This is a genomic window from Corynebacterium pilbarense (assembly GCF_026930265.1).
GTDB lineage: Bacteria > Actinomycetota > Actinomycetes > Mycobacteriales > Mycobacteriaceae > Corynebacterium > Corynebacterium pilbarense.
In genome coordinates this window covers 13508-29283 of the sequence record NZ_JANRML010000011.1, presented here as the reverse complement: position 1 = coordinate 29283, position 15776 = coordinate 13508, and the positions used below count along the sequence as shown (strand labels likewise).

At 64.0% G+C, this 15776-nt stretch carries 14 protein-coding genes; 8 read left to right on the top strand and 6 right to left on the bottom strand.

The genetic code is table 11. From position 1 onward, the window contains the following. Nucleotides 1–12: 12 nt before the first annotated feature. Both NUW87_RS08590 and NUW87_RS08585 read right to left on the bottom strand, forming a co-directional pair. Nucleotides 13–1053 (bottom strand): DoxX family protein, encoded by a 1041-nt coding sequence (locus NUW87_RS08590; protein ID WP_239219186.1) that lies wholly within the window; start codon nucleotides 1051–1053, stop codon nucleotides 13–15. Between the two features lie 87 nt (nucleotides 1054–1140). Further along, complete coding sequence (locus NUW87_RS08585; protein WP_239219187.1) at nucleotides 1141–1734, bottom strand: MBL fold metallo-hydrolase; 594 nt, start codon at nucleotides 1732–1734, stop codon at nucleotides 1141–1143. 85 nt (nucleotides 1735–1819) lie between these two features. On the opposite strand from NUW87_RS08585, the gene uvrA reads away from it, so the two are divergent. The 4 genes from uvrA to rplT all read left to right on the top strand — a co-directional run bounded on the left by uvrA (nucleotide 1820) and on the right by rplT (nucleotide 6156). After that, nucleotides 1820–4678, top strand: coding sequence for an excinuclease ABC subunit UvrA (uvrA, locus tag NUW87_RS08580; protein ID WP_269028068.1), 2859 nt, complete (start codon nucleotides 1820–1822; stop codon nucleotides 4676–4678). 240 nt (nucleotides 4679–4918) lie between these two features. Continuing rightward, nucleotides 4919–5491, top strand: coding sequence for a translation initiation factor IF-3 (infC, locus tag NUW87_RS08575; protein ID WP_082855650.1), 573 nt, complete (start codon nucleotides 4919–4921; stop codon nucleotides 5489–5491). Between the two features lie 33 nt (nucleotides 5492–5524). Beyond that, nucleotides 5525–5719: a 50S ribosomal protein L35 gene (gene rpmI, locus NUW87_RS08570; RefSeq protein WP_034999913.1), complete on the top strand. Its 195-nt coding sequence runs from the start codon at nucleotides 5525–5527 to the stop codon at nucleotides 5717–5719. Nucleotides 5720–5772: 53 nt separating this feature from the next. Further along, nucleotides 5773–6156: a 50S ribosomal protein L20 gene (rplT, locus tag NUW87_RS08565; protein WP_034999914.1), complete on the top strand. Its 384-nt coding sequence runs from the start codon at nucleotides 5773–5775 to the stop codon at nucleotides 6154–6156. 133 nt (nucleotides 6157–6289) lie between these two features. Here rplT and NUW87_RS08560 read toward each other — a convergent pair whose 3' ends face one another. From NUW87_RS08560 to NUW87_RS08545, 4 genes are all read right to left on the bottom strand, one after another. Further along, nucleotides 6290–7759: a hypothetical protein gene (locus NUW87_RS08560; protein ID WP_269028067.1), complete on the bottom strand. Its 1470-nt coding sequence runs from the start codon at nucleotides 7757–7759 to the stop codon at nucleotides 6290–6292. Between the two features lie 161 nt (nucleotides 7760–7920). After that, entirely contained in the window at nucleotides 7921–8619 is a 699-nt protein-coding gene (locus tag NUW87_RS08555) for a response regulator (protein WP_269028066.1), read from the bottom strand. Nucleotides 8620–8629: 10 nt separating this feature from the next. Next, nucleotides 8630–8797, bottom strand: coding sequence for a hypothetical protein (locus tag NUW87_RS08550; protein WP_269028065.1), 168 nt, complete (start codon nucleotides 8795–8797; stop codon nucleotides 8630–8632). A 135-nt stretch (nucleotides 8798–8932) separates the two neighbouring features. Further along, nucleotides 8933–10078 (bottom strand): sensor histidine kinase, encoded by a 1146-nt coding sequence (locus tag NUW87_RS08545; RefSeq protein WP_269028064.1) that lies wholly within the window; start codon nucleotides 10076–10078, stop codon nucleotides 8933–8935. A 37-nt stretch (nucleotides 10079–10115) separates the two neighbouring features. Here NUW87_RS08545 and NUW87_RS08540 point away from each other — a divergent pair, with 37 nt between their 5' ends. From NUW87_RS08540 to argC, 4 genes are all read left to right on the top strand, one after another. Beyond that, entirely contained in the window at nucleotides 10116–10928 is an 813-nt protein-coding gene (locus NUW87_RS08540) for a TrmH family RNA methyltransferase (protein ID WP_269028063.1), read from the top strand. A 134-nt stretch (nucleotides 10929–11062) separates the two neighbouring features. Continuing rightward, nucleotides 11063–12133: a phenylalanine--tRNA ligase subunit alpha gene (gene pheS / locus NUW87_RS08535; protein WP_377734819.1), complete on the top strand. Its 1071-nt coding sequence runs from the start codon at nucleotides 11063–11065 to the stop codon at nucleotides 12131–12133. 14 nt (nucleotides 12134–12147) lie between these two features. Then, the gene (gene pheT, locus NUW87_RS08530; RefSeq protein WP_269028062.1) at nucleotides 12148–14655 is read left to right on the top strand and encodes a phenylalanine--tRNA ligase subunit beta; all 2508 of its coding nucleotides are present in this window, start codon (nucleotides 12148–12150) and stop codon (nucleotides 14653–14655) included. A 55-nt stretch (nucleotides 14656–14710) separates the two neighbouring features. Continuing rightward, nucleotides 14711–15766, top strand: coding sequence for an N-acetyl-gamma-glutamyl-phosphate reductase (argC, locus tag NUW87_RS08525; RefSeq protein WP_269028061.1), 1056 nt, complete (start codon nucleotides 14711–14713; stop codon nucleotides 15764–15766). Nucleotides 15767–15776 lie beyond the last annotated feature (10 nt).

Here is a 15776-nt window from a genome sequence, read left to right as displayed (position 1 = left end):
TAGTTACGGCTCTTAGGCGAACTTCTTCTGCGCCTTCTTCACCAGCTTCTGAGCCTTCTTCTCGGCCTTCTTCGCCTTGCGCTTCCACTTGAGCTTGGTAATCCAGGACGGGTTAGCGTCCAGCTTGTCCCAAGCGTCCTGCAGGGCGTCGACCGCGTTCTGCGCCTTGTCCTGGGCCTTGGCGGAAGCCTTGTTCACCTTGCGCTTTGCCTTGAACTTGTCCAGGGCGGACGGCTGCAGGTCGTCCAGCTGATCCTGCAGGTTGCCGACGACGCTGTTGACCTTGCGCTTCGCCTTGAACTGCTGAATCTTGGACGGCTTGATGTCGCCGTACGCGTCCTCGGCCTTGTCGGTGGCCTTCTCAGCAGCGTCGTCCAGCCAATCGCCCGCGTCGGACAGGAAGCTGGACGCCTGCTTCTTGGCGTCGTCGAGCCAGTCGTTGGCAGCGTCGCCGGCCTTGGAGGCCTTCTTCTTCCAGTCGCCCTTGTTGTCGTCGACGTAGTCGGTGACCTGGTCGGTCGCGTCGGAGAACCAGTCGGACGCCTTGTCCCAAGCCTTCTCGGTCTCAGACTTGGTCGGCAGCGCCTGCTTGACGTTCTTCTGCGCGGCCTGAGCAGCGTGCTGCGCGCGCCACTTCAGGTCCGGCTTGCCGTTGTTGTCCACGGTGGCCAGCAGCACACCGCCAGCAAGCCCGAGGTCCGTCAGGGCACCGGTGCGGCGGCGTGCCTTCTCGTCATCGTCCTCAGCCTCCCAGAATGCGTGGCGGCCCATAACGGTCGGCAGCGCAGTGGCGGCGAGCAGGGTGGCGGACAGGCGCGGGAACTTGCCGATGGCGAAGGACGCGCCAGCGCCAGCCTTGGTGGCACCGATGATCTGCGCGGCAGTCTCCGGGCTCTTCGGCAGGAAACCGCGGTACTCGCGCGGGGTGAGCGCGCGCAGCTTCTTCAAAACGCTGTCCGCGCTGTCCTTGTGGCCAGCCGGGTTCAGCAGGGTCTCGACACCGTCGATCACGTAGACCGAAGCCAGCATCGGGCGTGCGATTTTCCGGATCATACTTTTACCCAATCCTTACTTTTTGTAGCTGAATGTGCTCCCGTCGAGTGTAGCGATTTTGCGCCACCCCGGTAGCGGGTTTTGTCCTTACCAGCGGCGATCCCACCAGTCGTCCAGGTGCGGACGCTCCTCGCCGAGCGTGGTGGGTTTACCGTGGCCCGGCCAAACGACGGCCTCATCCGGGTAGACATCGAAGACCTTTTCTTTGACGTCGTTGAACAGGCGGACAAAGTCGCCCTCGGACTGGGTTTTGCCCAGCCCGCCGGGAAACAGCGAGTCACCGACGAACAGGTTGACGGTGCCGTCGATCTCTGCCGCCACGCAGGCGCCGCCCGGGGTGTGACCGCGCAGGATGGTCACAGAGAGGCGGTGGCCAGCGAACTCGATCGTGTCGCCGTCGTTGAGCTCCACATCCGCCGGGGCAGGAATGGCCGGGGCGTCCAAAAACGGCGCGTAGTGCGTCGCGCCAGTGGCCTCGAGCACCTCCTTGAGTGCTCGGGTGTGGTCGTGGTGGCGGTGCGTGGTTAACACTGCGGTGATCTTCACGCCGGCGTCGTCGGCCATCGCCAGAAGTTCGGGGGCGTTCGCAGCTGCGTCGATAAGCAACCCTTGCCCCTCGCTGCAGAGGAGGTAGCAGTTGTTGTCCATGTCGGAGACAGAAATATGGCGAAGAGAAAGCATGCGGCCAAGACTAGTGAGGAATGTTTGTCCGCACCGGTGCGTTGGTAGCGTCTTGGGAGTACTAATCAACGAAAGCGAGAGTGACGTGGCCGAAAAGCTGACAGTGCGCGGCGCGCGCGAACACAACCTCAAGGGCGTGGACATTGAGCTGCCCCGCGACAAGATGGCGGTGTTTACCGGCCTGTCCGGCTCCGGCAAGTCCTCGCTCGCCTTCGACACAATCTTCGCCGAAGGGCAGCGCCGCTACGTGGAATCGCTGTCCTCCTACGCCCGCATGTTCCTGGGGCAGATGGACAAGCCGGACGTGGACTACATCGACGGGTTGAGCCCGGCGGTGTCTATCGACCAGAAGTCCACCAACCGCAACCCGCGCTCCACCGTGGGCACCATCACGGAGATTTACGATTACCTGCGCCTGTTGTACTCGCGCGCCGGCACCCCGCACTGCCCGGTGTGCGACGCGGTGATTGAGCGCCAGACCCCGCAGCAAATCGTGGACCGCGTGCTCGAGCTGGAAGAGCGCACCAAATTCCAGGTCCTCGCGCCGATTGTGCGCAAGCGCAAGGGCGAGTTCCAGGACCTTTTCGCCGACCTGTCCTCGCAGGGGTACTCGCGCGTGAACGTGGACGGGGAGACCTACCAGCTTTCGGACCCGCCCAAGCTGGAAAAGCAGATCAAGCACAACATCGACGTGGTGGTGGATCGCCTCACTGTCAAGGCCAGCCAGAAGCAGCGCCTGACGGATTCCGTGGAAACGGCGCTCAAGCTTGCCGACGGCCTAGTCGGCTTCGACTTTGTTGAACTGGAGGCCGACGACCCGGAGCGCGTGCAGATCTTCTCCGAGAAGATGGCCTGCCCGAACGGCCACAAGCTCAACGTGGAGGAGTACGAGCCGCGCGCGTTTTCCTTCAACTCGCCGTTCGGCGCTTGCCCGGCCTGCGACGGCCTGGGCGTGCGCAAAGAGATCGACGTGGACCTGGTCATCCCGGACCCGGACGCACCTGCGGTGGACGCGTTCCAGCCGTGGAACTCCAGCCCGAACAAGAAGTACTTCACCAAACTCATTGAGGCGCTGGCGAAAGAGGAGAACTTCGACGCCAATGCGCCACTGAGCTCGCTGACCAAGACGCAGCAGAAGCACCTGATCCACGGCTCGTCCACGAAAGTCAACGTGCGCTACAAGAACCGCTACGGGCGCCAGCGCTCCTACACGGCGGCCTACGAGGGCATCGTGGGCTACCTGGAGCGCAAACTGGAGCAGACCGAGTCCGAGACGCAGAAGGAACGCCTGCTCGCCTACACCCGCGAGGTGCCGTGCCCGACCTGTAACGGCGCGCGCTTGAAGCCGGAGATCCTGGCCGTGCGACTGGCTTCCACCACGCACGGGGAGCGTTCCATCGCGGGCCTGACTGAACTGTCGATCGAGGACGCCTCCGAATACCTGGACAACCTGGTGCTGGGGTACCGCGAGGAGATGATCGCCGGTGCCGTGCTGCGCGAAATCCAGGCACGCCTGCACTTCCTTTTGGACGTGGGGCTGAACTACCTCACCCTGGCCCGCTCCGCCGGCACGCTGTCCGGCGGCGAGGCGCAGCGCATCCGCCTGGCCACCCAGATCGGCTCCGGCCTGGCTGGTGTGCTCTACGTGCTGGACGAGCCGTCCATCGGCTTGCACCAGCGCGACAACCAGCGCTTGATCACCACCTTGAAGAAGCTGCGCGACCTGGGCAACACGCTGGTCGTGGTGGAGCACGACGAGGACACCATCCGCGAGGCCGACTGGCTCATCGACATCGGACCGCGCGCCGGCGAGTACGGCGGGGAAGTGGTCTACCAAGGCAAGCCGGAGGGCATCCTCAAGGCAAAAGACTCCATCACGGGCGACTACCTGTCCGGCCGCAAGGTTATTGAGGTACCGGAGCGCCGGAGGGACGTCGATAAGCAGAGGCAACTGAAAATCATCGGCGCACGCGAGAACAACCTCGACAACGTCAGCGTGGACATCCCGCTCGGCGTGCTGGTGGCTGTCACCGGCGTGTCCGGCTCCGGCAAGTCCACGCTGGTCAACCAAATTCTGGCGAAGACGTTGCAGAACCAGCTCAACGGCGCGCGCCAGGTTCCCGGCCGCGTGAAGAAGGTCGAGGGGCTGGAGCACCTAGACAAGCTCGTGCAGGTGGACCAAAGCCCGATCGGGCGGACCCCGCGCTCCAACCCGGCGACGTACACCGGCGTGTTCGACAAGATCCGCAGCTTGTTCGCCGAAACCCAGGAGGCGAAGGTGCGTGGCTATAAAGCCGGACGCTTCTCCTTCAACGTCAAGGGCGGGCGCTGCGAAGCCTGCCACGGCGACGGGACCATCAAAATCGAGATGAACTTCCTGCCGGACGTGTATGTGCCGTGCGAGGTGTGCGAAGGCGCGCGCTACAACCGCGAGACGCTCGAGGTGCGCTACAAGGGCAACAACATCGCTGAGGTGCTGGAGATGCCCATCTCGGAGGCCGCTGAGTTCTTCGAGCCGATTAACTCCATCCACCGCTACCTGCAGACGCTTGTGGACGTCGGCCTGGGCTACGTCCGGCTCGGCCAGAGCGCGACCACGCTGTCCGGCGGCGAGGCGCAGCGCGTGAAGCTCGCCGCGGAGCTGCAGAAGCGCTCCAACGGGCGCACGATCTACATCTTGGACGAGCCGACGACGGGCCTGCACTTCGAAGACATCCGCAAGCTCATGCTTGTGCTCAACGGCCTGGTGGAGAAGGGCAACACCGTGCTGGTTATCGAGCACAACCTAGACGTGATCAAGTCCGCGGACTGGATCGTGGACATGGGGCCCGAAGGTGGCTCCGGCGGCGGCACGGTGGTCGCGCAGGGCACACCGGAGGACGTCGCAAAGGTGCCCGGTTCCTTCACCGGACAGTTCCTGCAGGACATTTTGGTCACAGGGTAGCGCGCCCGATTTGGTTTGTGCAGGCATGAGCATGTATATTGCTGCCTACACCGCCCAGCGCGCCCGTGTCATGCGGGTGTGGGGGCCGCAAGAGGAGTGAATCCCACCCCAAGCCGCTCAGTCAACTGAGTTGGATACGGGTCAAACGGTGCGCCAGACGAGACAACTGTCTTGGCGTGCTTTGGACGAACTCCCGCCATCCGCCAGGGTGAGCGGGTTTTTCGCGTGGGATGAGTCTGATTGCGGTTCAAGTGCGGCACGCATTGTTTCTTTAAGTCTCTAGGAGTTCTCATCAGCGCTGAAGCTCGGATCAATGAACGAATCCGCGTCCCTGAAGTTCGCCTCGTCGGCCCGTCCGGCGAGCAGGTGGGCATCGTCCGCACGGACGACGCCCGCAAGCTGGCGTACGAGGCGGACCTCGACCTGGTTGAGGTAGCCCCGAAGGCCAAGCCGCCCGTGGCCAAGATCATGGACTACGGCAAGTTCAAGTACGAGCAGGATCAGAAGGCCCGCGAGGCCCGCAAGAACCAGCAGCAGACCGTGGTCAAGGAACAGAAGTTCCGCCCCAAGATTGATGAGCACGACTACCAGACCAAGAAGGGCAATGTTGAGCGCTTCCTGGAGAAGGGCAACAAGGTCAAGGTCACCATCATGTTCCGCGGCCGCGAGCAGGCTCGTCCCGAGCTGGGCTACCGCCTGCTGGAGCGTCTGGCTGAGGACATTGGGGAGCTCGGCGTTGTCGAGTCCCGTCCGAAGCAGGACGGCCGAAACATGACGATGGTCTTCGGACCGGCTCGCAAGGGCAAAAAGTAGTTCCAACAATCGACACTCTGAAGGGCTTTCACCATGAAGCAGAAGACCCACAAGGGCACCGCAAAGCGCATCAAGGTCAACGGCAAGGGCAAGCTGCGCCGCGAGCAGGCTGGTAAGCGCCACCTGAACGAGAAGCTCTCGTCGAAGCGCCGCCGCAAGCTGTCCGGCTCCACCGACGTCGCGAAGGCAGACGTCAAGCGCGCAAAGCGCCTCCTCGGCATGTCCTAAGCACTGCCCGATCAATCAACCGATTACGAGAAGAAGAAAAGGAAGTTTGACTCATGGCACGTGTGAAGCGTTCAGTCAATGCTAAGAAGAAGCGCCGCGCAATCCTCAAGTCCGCGAAGGGCTACCGCGGCCAGCGCTCCCGCCTGTACCGCAAGGCGAAGGAGCAGTGGCTGCACTCCCAGACCTACGCGTACCGCGATCGCCGCAAGCGCAAGAGCGAGTTCCGCAAGCTGTGGATCCAGCGCATCAACGCCGCTGCCCGCATGAACGACATCACCTACAACCGCCTCATCCACGGCCTGAAGCTGGCTGAGGTCGAGGTCGACCGCAAGATCCTGGCCGAGCTGGCTGTCAGCGATTTCGCTGCCTTCTCCGCTCTGTGCGAGGTTGCGAAGAACGCGCTGCCGGAGGACGTCAACGCTCCGAAGGCTGCGTAAGCACTTTCGCTTAACGACGAAGCTCCCGCCCAACCCCGAATAATCGGGAGAGCGGGAGCTTTTTCGTGTCTGGCAACGATAAGGCGTGCCCACCGTTGGGGTGGGCACGCCATTCGTCGCTATTGGGGCTGTGTTAGAAGATGCCCTCGTTCTCGCGGCCGAAGTCGTCGAGCGTGACGTCGCGGGAATCGACGTCCTGGTCGTTGTACTCGGAGTCGTCACCGTCGAGACGGCCGGTCTGGGTGACGGTGATGTAGTTAGTCAGACGGCCTTCCTTGGTGTCGCCGTCGCCGAAGGAGAAGGACACGAGGTCTGCTTCCTCACCCGGGTTGATCGGGTTGGAAAGAGTGACCTCGAAGATGCGCGCCTGCTCGTCCTCGTCCCAACCCAGGTCGCGGGCGTAGCCGCCCTCGCGGGTGGTGGTGGTGATCAGACGGTCAACTCCCTCCGGGCCGTCCTCGGTGTGGACTGCGACGCGGAAGGTCACAGCCGGGAACTCGCCCCAGTAGCGCTCGTTACCGACGTTCTTCACGCGCAGCGCGGTGGAGCCGGCGAAGCCCTTCGCCTTCGCGGAGGACACGGTGAAGTACGGCTCGAGGTCCAGGTCGTGCTCGGCCTTCTCGGCGTCGTCCTTGTTGGACTCGTCGGTGGACTCTTCCTTCTTGTCGGAGACAGCGTCGACCTCGATAGCGCCGTCGGCCTTGTCCTCGGTGGTGCCCTCGGCCTTCTCAGCCTCTTCCTTGGCCGCCTTTTCGTTCTCGGTTGCGAGGTTGACGTCCTCGTTGCTGACGTCGGCGGTCTTGTTGTCGTCGACCTTCTCCACGTCGTCGATGTTGTCGCCCTTGTTCAGGGCGTCAACGTCCTTGTCGTACTCAGCGTTCGGCTCGTCCTTGACCTCGGTGGTCTGCGCACCCTTGTTGGGAGCCCAGGAATCAGCCGGGGTGTCGAAGTTCTTCACGCGGACCTCGTTCTTTACCGGCATGTTTGCAACCCAGGCGGTCGGGGTTGCCCAGGTGCCGTTCGGGAGGCAGCGCTGCTGGGTACCGGTCATGGTGACGGTGCGGAAGCCGTAGGTTGCCTCGCCGGTGTTGCCGGCCGGCACGTCGTACGGGCCCACGGTCTGGCCGACGTTCCAGGACAGCTCTGCGGAGACGTCCCAGCCCAGGGACTTAGCCAGGGAGTAACCAATATTGCCCTCGATGCCCTTCTTGGAGCCGGAGCCGCCGAGATCCAGGGTCTCGGTCTTGGAGCCGTTCACGGAAGCGGAGACCGTCTGGGTACGGGAGAGATCCTGCTGCAGCGGGATTGCCTCGTCGGAAAGGTTCGTGGTGGAGATGGTGCCCACCGGCAGGAAGTTGTCCTTCACCTTGTACACGACGGTGCGGTAGTCCTCGGTGGAGTTACACACCGGGCGCGGGTTGAGCACGTTCGCCTTCAGGTGGTCGGAGCCACGGTACGTGTGAACGATCGGGAGCTTGTCGTTGTTCGCCGGGGTCTCGGGAGCGGACTCCTCGAGGGTGGTTGCGTTCGCGGGAGCGATGGCAGCGCCGGCCATCAGAGTGCCGAGTAGCGCAGTGGTGATGCGTCGGGTCTTACGAGTCATACGTTGTCCTTTCCTGTGAAGCTTCCGCCAGCGTCGCTAGCAGTCGTGGTGATTGCTTACAGGGGTCAACGTATGGGTGTCACGGTCGTGTGACAAGGAATTTTTGGAGTCTCGGCACCTTCGTTCCCGATGCCGATACGTTCGTTCAGAACCTTAGGGGGCTACTGCACCTGCGGTCCACGCCCGTTGAGGACGGTAACCACAAGGTCGAGGCGGGAGGAGACGCCGTAGGCTGACAGGAGCTTCGAGACCATCTTCTTTACGGTGGATTCGGAGTAGTTCAGGTGCTTCGCGATGTCGGCGTTGCTCAGGCCGTCGCAAAGCAGCTCGAGCACTTTCTGCTCGGTATCGGAAACTCCCGCAGGCACGTTGATAACGGTCTTCGAACGCGCTCCGCTAGCAGCTTGCGGAGCTTGCGCGTCCCGCTGGGAGAGGTGGGGGAGCAGCTTGTTCATCGCGGCAGGTGAGATTACGGTGCCACCGGCGACCGCCTGCCGTACCGAAAGGATAATTTCCTCGCGTGGCTGGCTTTTCAGAATGTATCCGCGCCCACCGTGGTCGAGGATGTCGAGCATCGCGGAGTCATTGTCCAACGAGCTAATAGCCAAAAAGGCCGGAGCGGCACCACGCGCGTCGAGGTTGCGCAGCAGCTCTGCGCCGCCCATGTGCTGCATGTAGACATCGGACAGCACCACATCCACGTCTAATTGGGGGATGCGCTCGAGTGCTTCGGTCCCGTCCGAAGCAGTTTCGACGACGGTGATCCCTTCGGCGCTGTCGAGATAGCTTTTCAGCACCTCGCGGACCAGCGGATCATCGTCGACGAGGAAAACCCGGATTGGGTGATCAGGTGTTGTCATCTCGGTGCGATTAGCACCACAGACGGCCGAGCATGCCGCCGCACTCGAAGGTGTCGCCGATGGCACCAGCTGCGTAGGGGGTTGCCACAGTCTGTGCGTCTGCAGATGCTGCAGGGGCGACGGCGATGAGGCCGGCTGCAACCAGGGTGGAGGCGGCGAGGCGAGCAAACTTGCGCATTTGCTTGTCCTTTCGTGAACTAAAGCTGTAAATCGCTACATCGAATTATGGGTGCATACGGTAACAATGTGCAATAAATTCGGGCGCTTAGGGGACAAGTTGGTACGAAAGTATCCTTCATGCCCACGTGGCAATCTACTTTCGTTCCTTCGGCACGGTGAGGTGGTAGCGGAACGCCTCGCCGTGATAGCCCGCATCGAGAGTGGCACCGTCTTCTGCCAACAGTGATGCGACCTCCCCCAAGCCGACGCCGGTGCTCATCTCAACTTTCTGCTCTTGCGGGGCGCCGAAGTTCTGCACCAAGATCTGCACGTCGTGGTCGTCTTCGACCGCGGCCACGATCACTGGACGATGCTTATCTGCGTACTTGATCACGTTGGTCTGGATCTCACGGAACGCGTTTGGAGCGTGGCGCAAGGCAATCGAGTTCAGCCCCTCGCCGTGCATGCCGCTTTCCGTGACCGTGTAGCCGTGACTGCGCAGGGTGTCCGAAAAGGTCCGCAAGCAGTCATCCAATGTGGGTGTGCTCATGGCGTTGTTCTCGCTGAAGTCCGCGGGATCGTCGGAACGCATAAACCGGATGAGCTGACGGACTTCCTGCATGGAACGTCGAGCGTCCTCGGCGATGAGTTTCGCCGCCTTTGCTGTTTGGTCGTCACCTGACATCGCCAAGGCCTCGCTTCGGAGCACAACTGAAGTCAGAGAGGACGCCACTGACCCGTGCAAGGCCTTCACAGTACGCTCCCGTTCACGCTCGAGTTCTGCCTTCAACCGCTCGGCTTGCCGTTCACGAGTAATAAGGAAAGCTCGAAAAATCCAGCCCACTGTCCACGCGACAAGGAGCAACACGAACAGAAAGGTTGCTGTTTCAAACGAAATGGGGAGGTAGACGCCAGAGGGAAAGTCTGTCTGTGCGAGGTACCAGAGATAGGCCAGCAGGGGCAGGCTTAATCTGGCGGGAACACGCAACCCCACGACAGCGGCGATCGCGAACATGCCGATGATGATGATTGCGCTGCGATACTCCGGTGCAACATTGGAAAATTGCAGTAAGAAGCCGTATCCCACCCCCGCCGTGACCGGGGCGAAGAACGCAGCGACGATGAGGAACACGGCGTAGAGCGCCACTGCGAACCGGGACCACTCAACGGCAATTGGCGCCCCGGGCAGCGCCAGCAGCCCGAAAGCGAAAAGAAGAGCGGCGAGCGCAAAACCGATGCGCCAAGGTCGCGCCGCCGGTGAAAGAAGGCGGGCGCGCACGAGCTCCGGAAACGTAGGCACGGCAAACAGCGTAGCGCCCGCAACGTAGTCTGGAGCTATGCCATTGGATTTCCAGCAGCCGTTCACAGAGCGCACCCCGCGGGTGGTTAATGCGGGGAAGTTGAAGAGGGCGCAAGCTCGTCGTAAAGCAAAGGTCTTCTTGGCGGAAGGCGAAAACGCTGTGGAAGCCGCCGTGGCCACGGGGGCGGCGACGGACCTCTTTGTCACCGAGGCCGCGGCCGAGCGCTTCGAGGAGATCGTACGGGCGGCGGGTTACATGGACGTCTACACGCACGCGATTACGGAAAAAGCTGCGGACTCGCTCGCGGACGCGGTCACTTCGACCGGCATCTTTGCGGTGTGCCGCCCGGTGCTGTGGACGGTGCCCAAGATCATGAAGGGCCGGCCGAAGCTGGTGGCAGTGTGCGTGGAAACCAACGACCCCGGCAACGCCGGCACAATCATCCGCATCGCGGACGCCGTGGGCGCGGACGCAGTGATTTTCGCCGGCGACACCGTGGACCCGGAGTCTCCCAAGGTGGTGCGCTCGACTGTGGGGTCGCTGTTCCACATCCCCGTGGCGCGCGACCGAGATGTCCGCCGCGTGATCAGCCTGCTCGAAGACGCCGGGCTGTCCACCTTCGCCACCACCATGAACGGCGAGGTGAACCTGGCGCAGCCGGGGGAGACGCTCGCGCAGCCGACCGCTTGGCTGTTCGGCAACGAGGCGCATGGGCTCGACGACGACATCCTGTCGGCCGCCGATCACCGCGTTTCCATCCCTATCCAGGGCAGTGCGGAGTCGTTGAACTTGGCCACAGCGGCGAGTATCTGCCTGTGGGAGTCGTCGAAGGCGCTCGCGGAGGACTAGCTTTATCGGCTGGGGTTGCAGCGCCCGCCCTCGCGCGGGCGCTGTGTCGGCCGATAGGTAAAGTGGTGGACGCTTTTGAACCGACACTGCTGCGGTCTGTATAAACAGCGCAGCGCACTTGTGGAAAGGTGCGGGTGAACACAAGCGTGGCCGAAAACGCAAACCCAACTCCGGAAATTGAACTGACCGAGGACGCCCTGAACAAGGCGGCGGACGAGGCGATCGCTGCATTTGAGGCGGCCGAGGACCTCGCTGCGCTGGAGGAGGCGCACCGCGCGCACCTGGGGGAGAAGGCCCCGATCCTGCAGGCCCGCCGTGCACTCGGGACGCTGCCGAAGGATCAGCGCAAGGACGCCGGCCGGTTCGTGAACATGGCCCGCGGCCGCGCAGAAAAGGCCTACGCCCAGCTGCGCGTGCAGCGCGAGGCGGAGCACCGCGAGCGTCAGCTGCGCGAGGAGAAGGTGGACGTCACCCTGCCCACCTCCCGCACGCAGGCTGGTGCGATGCACCCGATCACCACGCTGTCCGAGCACATCGCGGACATCTTCATCGGCATGGGCTGGGAAGTTGCGGAAGGCCCGGAGGTGGAAGCGGAGTACTTCAACTTCGACGCGCTGAACTTCATCCCGGACCACCCGGCCCGCACGCTGCAGGACACCTTCTACATCGGCGAGGAGGGCTCCAAGCAGGTCATGCGCACCCACACGTCGCCGGTGCAGGTGCGCACCATGCTTGAGCGCGACGTGCCCATCTACATCGCGTGCCCAGGGCGCGTGTTCCGCACCGACGAGCTAGACGCCACCCACACTCCGGTGTTCCACCAGGTGGAGGGTTTGGCCGTGGACAAGGGGCTGACCATGGCGCACCTGCGCGGCACCCTCGACCACCTGGCCAAGGTGCTGTTCGGCCCGGAGACGAAGACGCGCATGCGCACGAACTACTTCCCGTTCACTGAGCCGTCCGCGGAGGTGGACGTGTGGTTCCCCAACAAGAAGGGTGGCGCGGGCTGGATCGAGTGGGGCGGCTGCGGCATGGTCAACCCGAACGTGCTGCGTGCCGTCGGCATCGACCCGGAGGTCTACTCCGGCTTCGCGTTCGGCATGGGCCTGGAGCGCACCCTGCAGTTCCGCAATGGTCTGTCGGACATGCGCGACATGGTCGAAGGCGACGTCCGTTTCACCATCCCGTTCGGCGTGCAGGCGTAAAGGAGACACTGATAATGCTCATTTCCAAAAACTGGATCGTCCGCCTGCTGCAGAACGCAGGTAACAAGGACTTCAACCCCACCGACGAGGAGCTCGACGCGGGCTTCGTGCGCGTCGGCTTCGAAACAGAGGGCTACGAGCCACTTCCGGAAGTCACCGGCCCGCTGGTCATCGGCCGCGTCGCCGAGATCGAGGAGCTGACTGGATTTAAGAAGCCCATCCGTTACTGCCAGGTGGACGTGGGCCAGGCCAACGGTACCGGCGAGCCGCAGGGCATCATTTGTGGCGCCCGCAACTTCAAGCAGGGCGACCTGGTCGTCGTGTCGCTTCCGGGCGCGGTGCTGCCGGGCGGATTCGAGATCTCGGCGCGAAAGACCTACGACCACATCTCCGCCGGCATGATGGCGTCTGCGGCTGAGCTTGGGCTCGCCGCGAAGAGCGAGGGCATCATTACGCTTCACGACGGCTCCGCTACCCCCGGCCAGGACGCGCGCGAGATTCTGGGCTCGGACGACACCGTATTCGAGGTCAACGTCACCCCGGACCGCGGCTACGCCCTGTCGGCCCGCGGGTTAACCCGCGAGATCGCCTCCGCCTTCGACCTCGAGTTCGCAGACGTGGCGCAGGATCCCGCGATCGCCGGCATCGACATTGCTGGCGTGCCAGCCCCGGCAGGCGAGACCATCCCGGTGACCGTGGAGGAATCCACCAAGGCCAAGCGTTTCGGCGTGCGCACTGTCGAAGGCATCGACCCGAACGCGACCGCACCGTTCTGGATGCAGCGCGAGCTCATGCTCGCCGGCGTGCGCTCGGTCAACGCCGCAACGGACGTGACCAACTACGTCATGCTGCTTACCGGCCAGCCGATGCACGCCTTCGACGCCGACAAGATCGCCGGCGGCCTGCGTGTGCACAACGCCTCCGACGGCGAGAAGTTTGAAACGCTCGACCACGTCGAGCGCACCTTGACCGCTGAAGACGTGGTGATCAGCGACGACAACGGCATTCAGTCGCTGGCCGGCGTTATGGGCGGGACCACATCCGAGATCTCGGACGAGACGGTCAACGTCCACTTCGAGGCCGCAACCTGGGATCCGCTGACCGTGGCGCGCACCGCACGCCGGCTGAAGCTGAGCTCGGAAGCCTCGCGCCGATTCGAGCGCGGCGTGGACCCGAAGCTGGTGGAAAACGCCCTGGACATTGCGTGCGCGCTGCTGGTGGAGATCGCTGGCGGCACGATTCATGCGGGCAGGACGCTGGTCGGTGACGTCGAGAAGCGTGATGCGATTGCGATGCGCGCCACGCGGCCGGCTGAGCTGATCGGTGTGGATTACGCGCGCGAGACCGTGGTCCGCCGCCTGCAGGAGGTCGGCTGCGAGGTCGCTGGCGACGGCGACGAGCTTCAGGTCACCCCGCCGACTTGGCGCACCGATATCACCGTGCCGGTGGAGCTGGTCGAGGAGGTCGTGCGCCTGGAGGGCCTGGACGACATTCCGTCGATCCTGCCCACGCCCAGTGGCGGCCGCGGTTTGAGCCCGTTGCAGCGCCGCCGCCGTGCGGTAACCCACGCGCTGGCGTACTCCGGCTACGCGGAGATCATCCCCACGCCGTTTATCGCCAACGACACCTTCGACACCTGGGGCCTGGACGCAGAGGACCCGCGCCGCAACACCGTCAAGGTGCAGAACCCGTTGGATGCGGACTACGGCATCCTGGGCACCACGCTGCTGCCGCCGATGCTGGAGGCTGCCGGCCGAAACGTCGCGCGCGGTCGCGGTGATGTGGCGATCTACTCCGTGGCGCAGACCTCGGAAAAGCGCGCGGACGTCTCGCCGCTGCCGGACGTGTCCGAGCGTCCAGCGGACGAGGTCGTCGCGGAGCTCGTCGAATCGCTGCCGAAGCAGCACCTCCACGCCGCGACCGTGGCACTGGGCAACACGGAGCTGGAAGGCCCGTGGGGCACCGGCCGCGCCTACGAGTGGTCGGACGCCATCGAGGCAGCCCAGCTCGTTGCCCGTGTCTGCGGCGTTGAGCTGGACGTCCAAGCGGCCGAGTACCTGCCGTGGCACCCGGGCCGCTGTGCGGCGCTGAAGGTTGACGGCGAGGTGGTCGGCTACGCCGGCGAGCTGCACCCGCAGATCCTTGAGAAGCTGAACCTGCCGGCGCGCACGTGCGCGATGGAGATCGATCTGACCGCGATCCCGCTGGCGGAGCGCCTGCCTGCACCCCGGCTGTCGGCGTTCCCGCTGCTCAATCAAGACATCGCCCTGGTCGTCGACGAGGCTGTGGCGGCCGAGGATGTGCGCCGCGCCGTCGAAGAGGGTGCGGGCGAGCTCGTCGAGGCAGTCACGCTTTTCGACGTCTACCGTTCCGAGAACCTCGGCGAGGGCAAGAAGTCGCTCGCTTTCGGCCTGGCGTTCCGTGCCCCGGACCGCACGCTGACCGAGGAGGAGGCCTCGGAGGCGCGCCTGAAGGCGGCCGAGTTGGCCAAGGAGCGCTTCGGCGCAGAAATGCGCGGCTAAGAATATTTTCCGTGAATAACTTCCACGCGACTGCATAACTGTTACACTGACGGCCATGTCAGAAAGCAAAGTTCTCAAAGTGGCGGTCGCGGGGGCCACGGGCTATGCGGGCGGTGAGATTCTCCGCCTGCTGCTGGGCCACCCGGCGTATCTCGCGGGGAAGCTAAAGGTCGGCGCGCTCACCGGTGCGTCCAACGCCGGCCAGAGCGTCGGCGAGCTCATGCCGCATCTGCCGGAGCTTGCAGACCGGGTCATCGAAGAGACGACCGTCGAGGTGCTCTCCGGCCACGACGTGGTCTTTCTCGGGCTTCCGCACGGCCACTCCGCTGCCATCGGCGCCGCACTGGGCGAGGACGTGATGGTCATCGACTGCGCGGCTGACTTCCGCTTGCGCGACGCTAAGGCGTGGCACGCCTATTACGGCTCGGAACACGCAGGATCCTGGCCCTACGGTCTGCCGGAGTTGCCGGGCCACCGGGAGGACGTCGCAAAGGCAACGCGCATCGCTGTCCCAGGCTGCTTTCCCACGGGTGCCACGCTCGCCGCATGGCCGGCAGTGCAGGCTGGATTGGTCGAGCCGGACCTGACGGTTGTGGCCGTCACCGGCGTTTCCGGGGCCGGCAAGAAGGCCAAGGTGGACATGCTCGGCGCCGAGACGATGGGCTCGCTGAAGGCCTACAGCGTCGCAGGCGCACACAGGCACACTCCAGAAATCGCGCAAAACCTCGAGGAAGTCGCGGGCGGCCAGGTCGCGGTAAGTTTCACCCCCGTGCTCGCGCCGCTGCCGCGCGGCATCCTCACCACCGTCACCGCGCCACTGGCGCAGGGCACGGACGTGGGGGCGGTGCGCGCCGCCTACGAAAACGCCTACGCCGAGGAACCGTTCGTGCACCTGCTGCCTGCCGGCCAGCAGCCGCAAACACAGCATGTGGTGGGTTCCAACATGTGCCACGTCCAGGTTGAGGTGGACCAGGCAGCCGGCAAACTTGTTGTCACCAGCGCCATTGACAACCTGACCAAGGGCACCGGGGGAGCGGCGGTGCAGTGCATGAACCTTGCGCTTGGCTTCGACGAGGGGGCGGGTCTGTCGCGAGCCGCGGTGGCTCCGTAACCGCCGGCTA

Excerpts from the sequence above, each read along its gene's own strand:
- NUW87_RS08550 (WP_269028065.1), bottom strand. The coding sequence starts at position 8,797 with ATGCGCAAGTTTGCTCGCCTCGCCGCCTCCACCCTGGTTGCAGCCGGC.
- NUW87_RS08590 (WP_239219186.1), bottom strand. The coding sequence starts at position 1,053 with ATGATCCGGAAAATCGCACGCCCGATGCTGGCTTCGGTCTACGTGATC.
- pheT (WP_269028062.1), top strand. The coding sequence starts at position 12,148 with ATGCTCATTTCCAAAAACTGGATCGTCCGCCTGCTGCAGAACGCAGGT.
- rplT (WP_034999914.1), top strand. The coding sequence starts at position 5,773 with ATGGCACGTGTGAAGCGTTCAGTCAATGCTAAGAAGAAGCGCCGCGCA.
- argC (WP_269028061.1), top strand. The coding sequence starts at position 14,711 with ATGTCAGAAAGCAAAGTTCTCAAAGTGGCGGTCGCGGGGGCCACGGGC.
- NUW87_RS08555 (WP_269028066.1), bottom strand. The coding sequence starts at position 8,619 with ATGACAACACCTGATCACCCAATCCGGGTTTTCCTCGTCGACGATGAT.
- rpmI (WP_034999913.1), top strand. The coding sequence starts at position 5,525 with ATGAAGCAGAAGACCCACAAGGGCACCGCAAAGCGCATCAAGGTCAAC.
- NUW87_RS08585 (WP_239219187.1), bottom strand. The coding sequence starts at position 1,734 with ATGCTTTCTCTTCGCCATATTTCTGTCTCCGACATGGACAACAACTGC.
- NUW87_RS08560 (WP_269028067.1), bottom strand. The coding sequence starts at position 7,759 with ATGACTCGTAAGACCCGACGCATCACCACTGCGCTACTCGGCACTCTG.
- NUW87_RS08540 (WP_269028063.1), top strand. The coding sequence starts at position 10,116 with ATGCCATTGGATTTCCAGCAGCCGTTCACAGAGCGCACCCCGCGGGTG.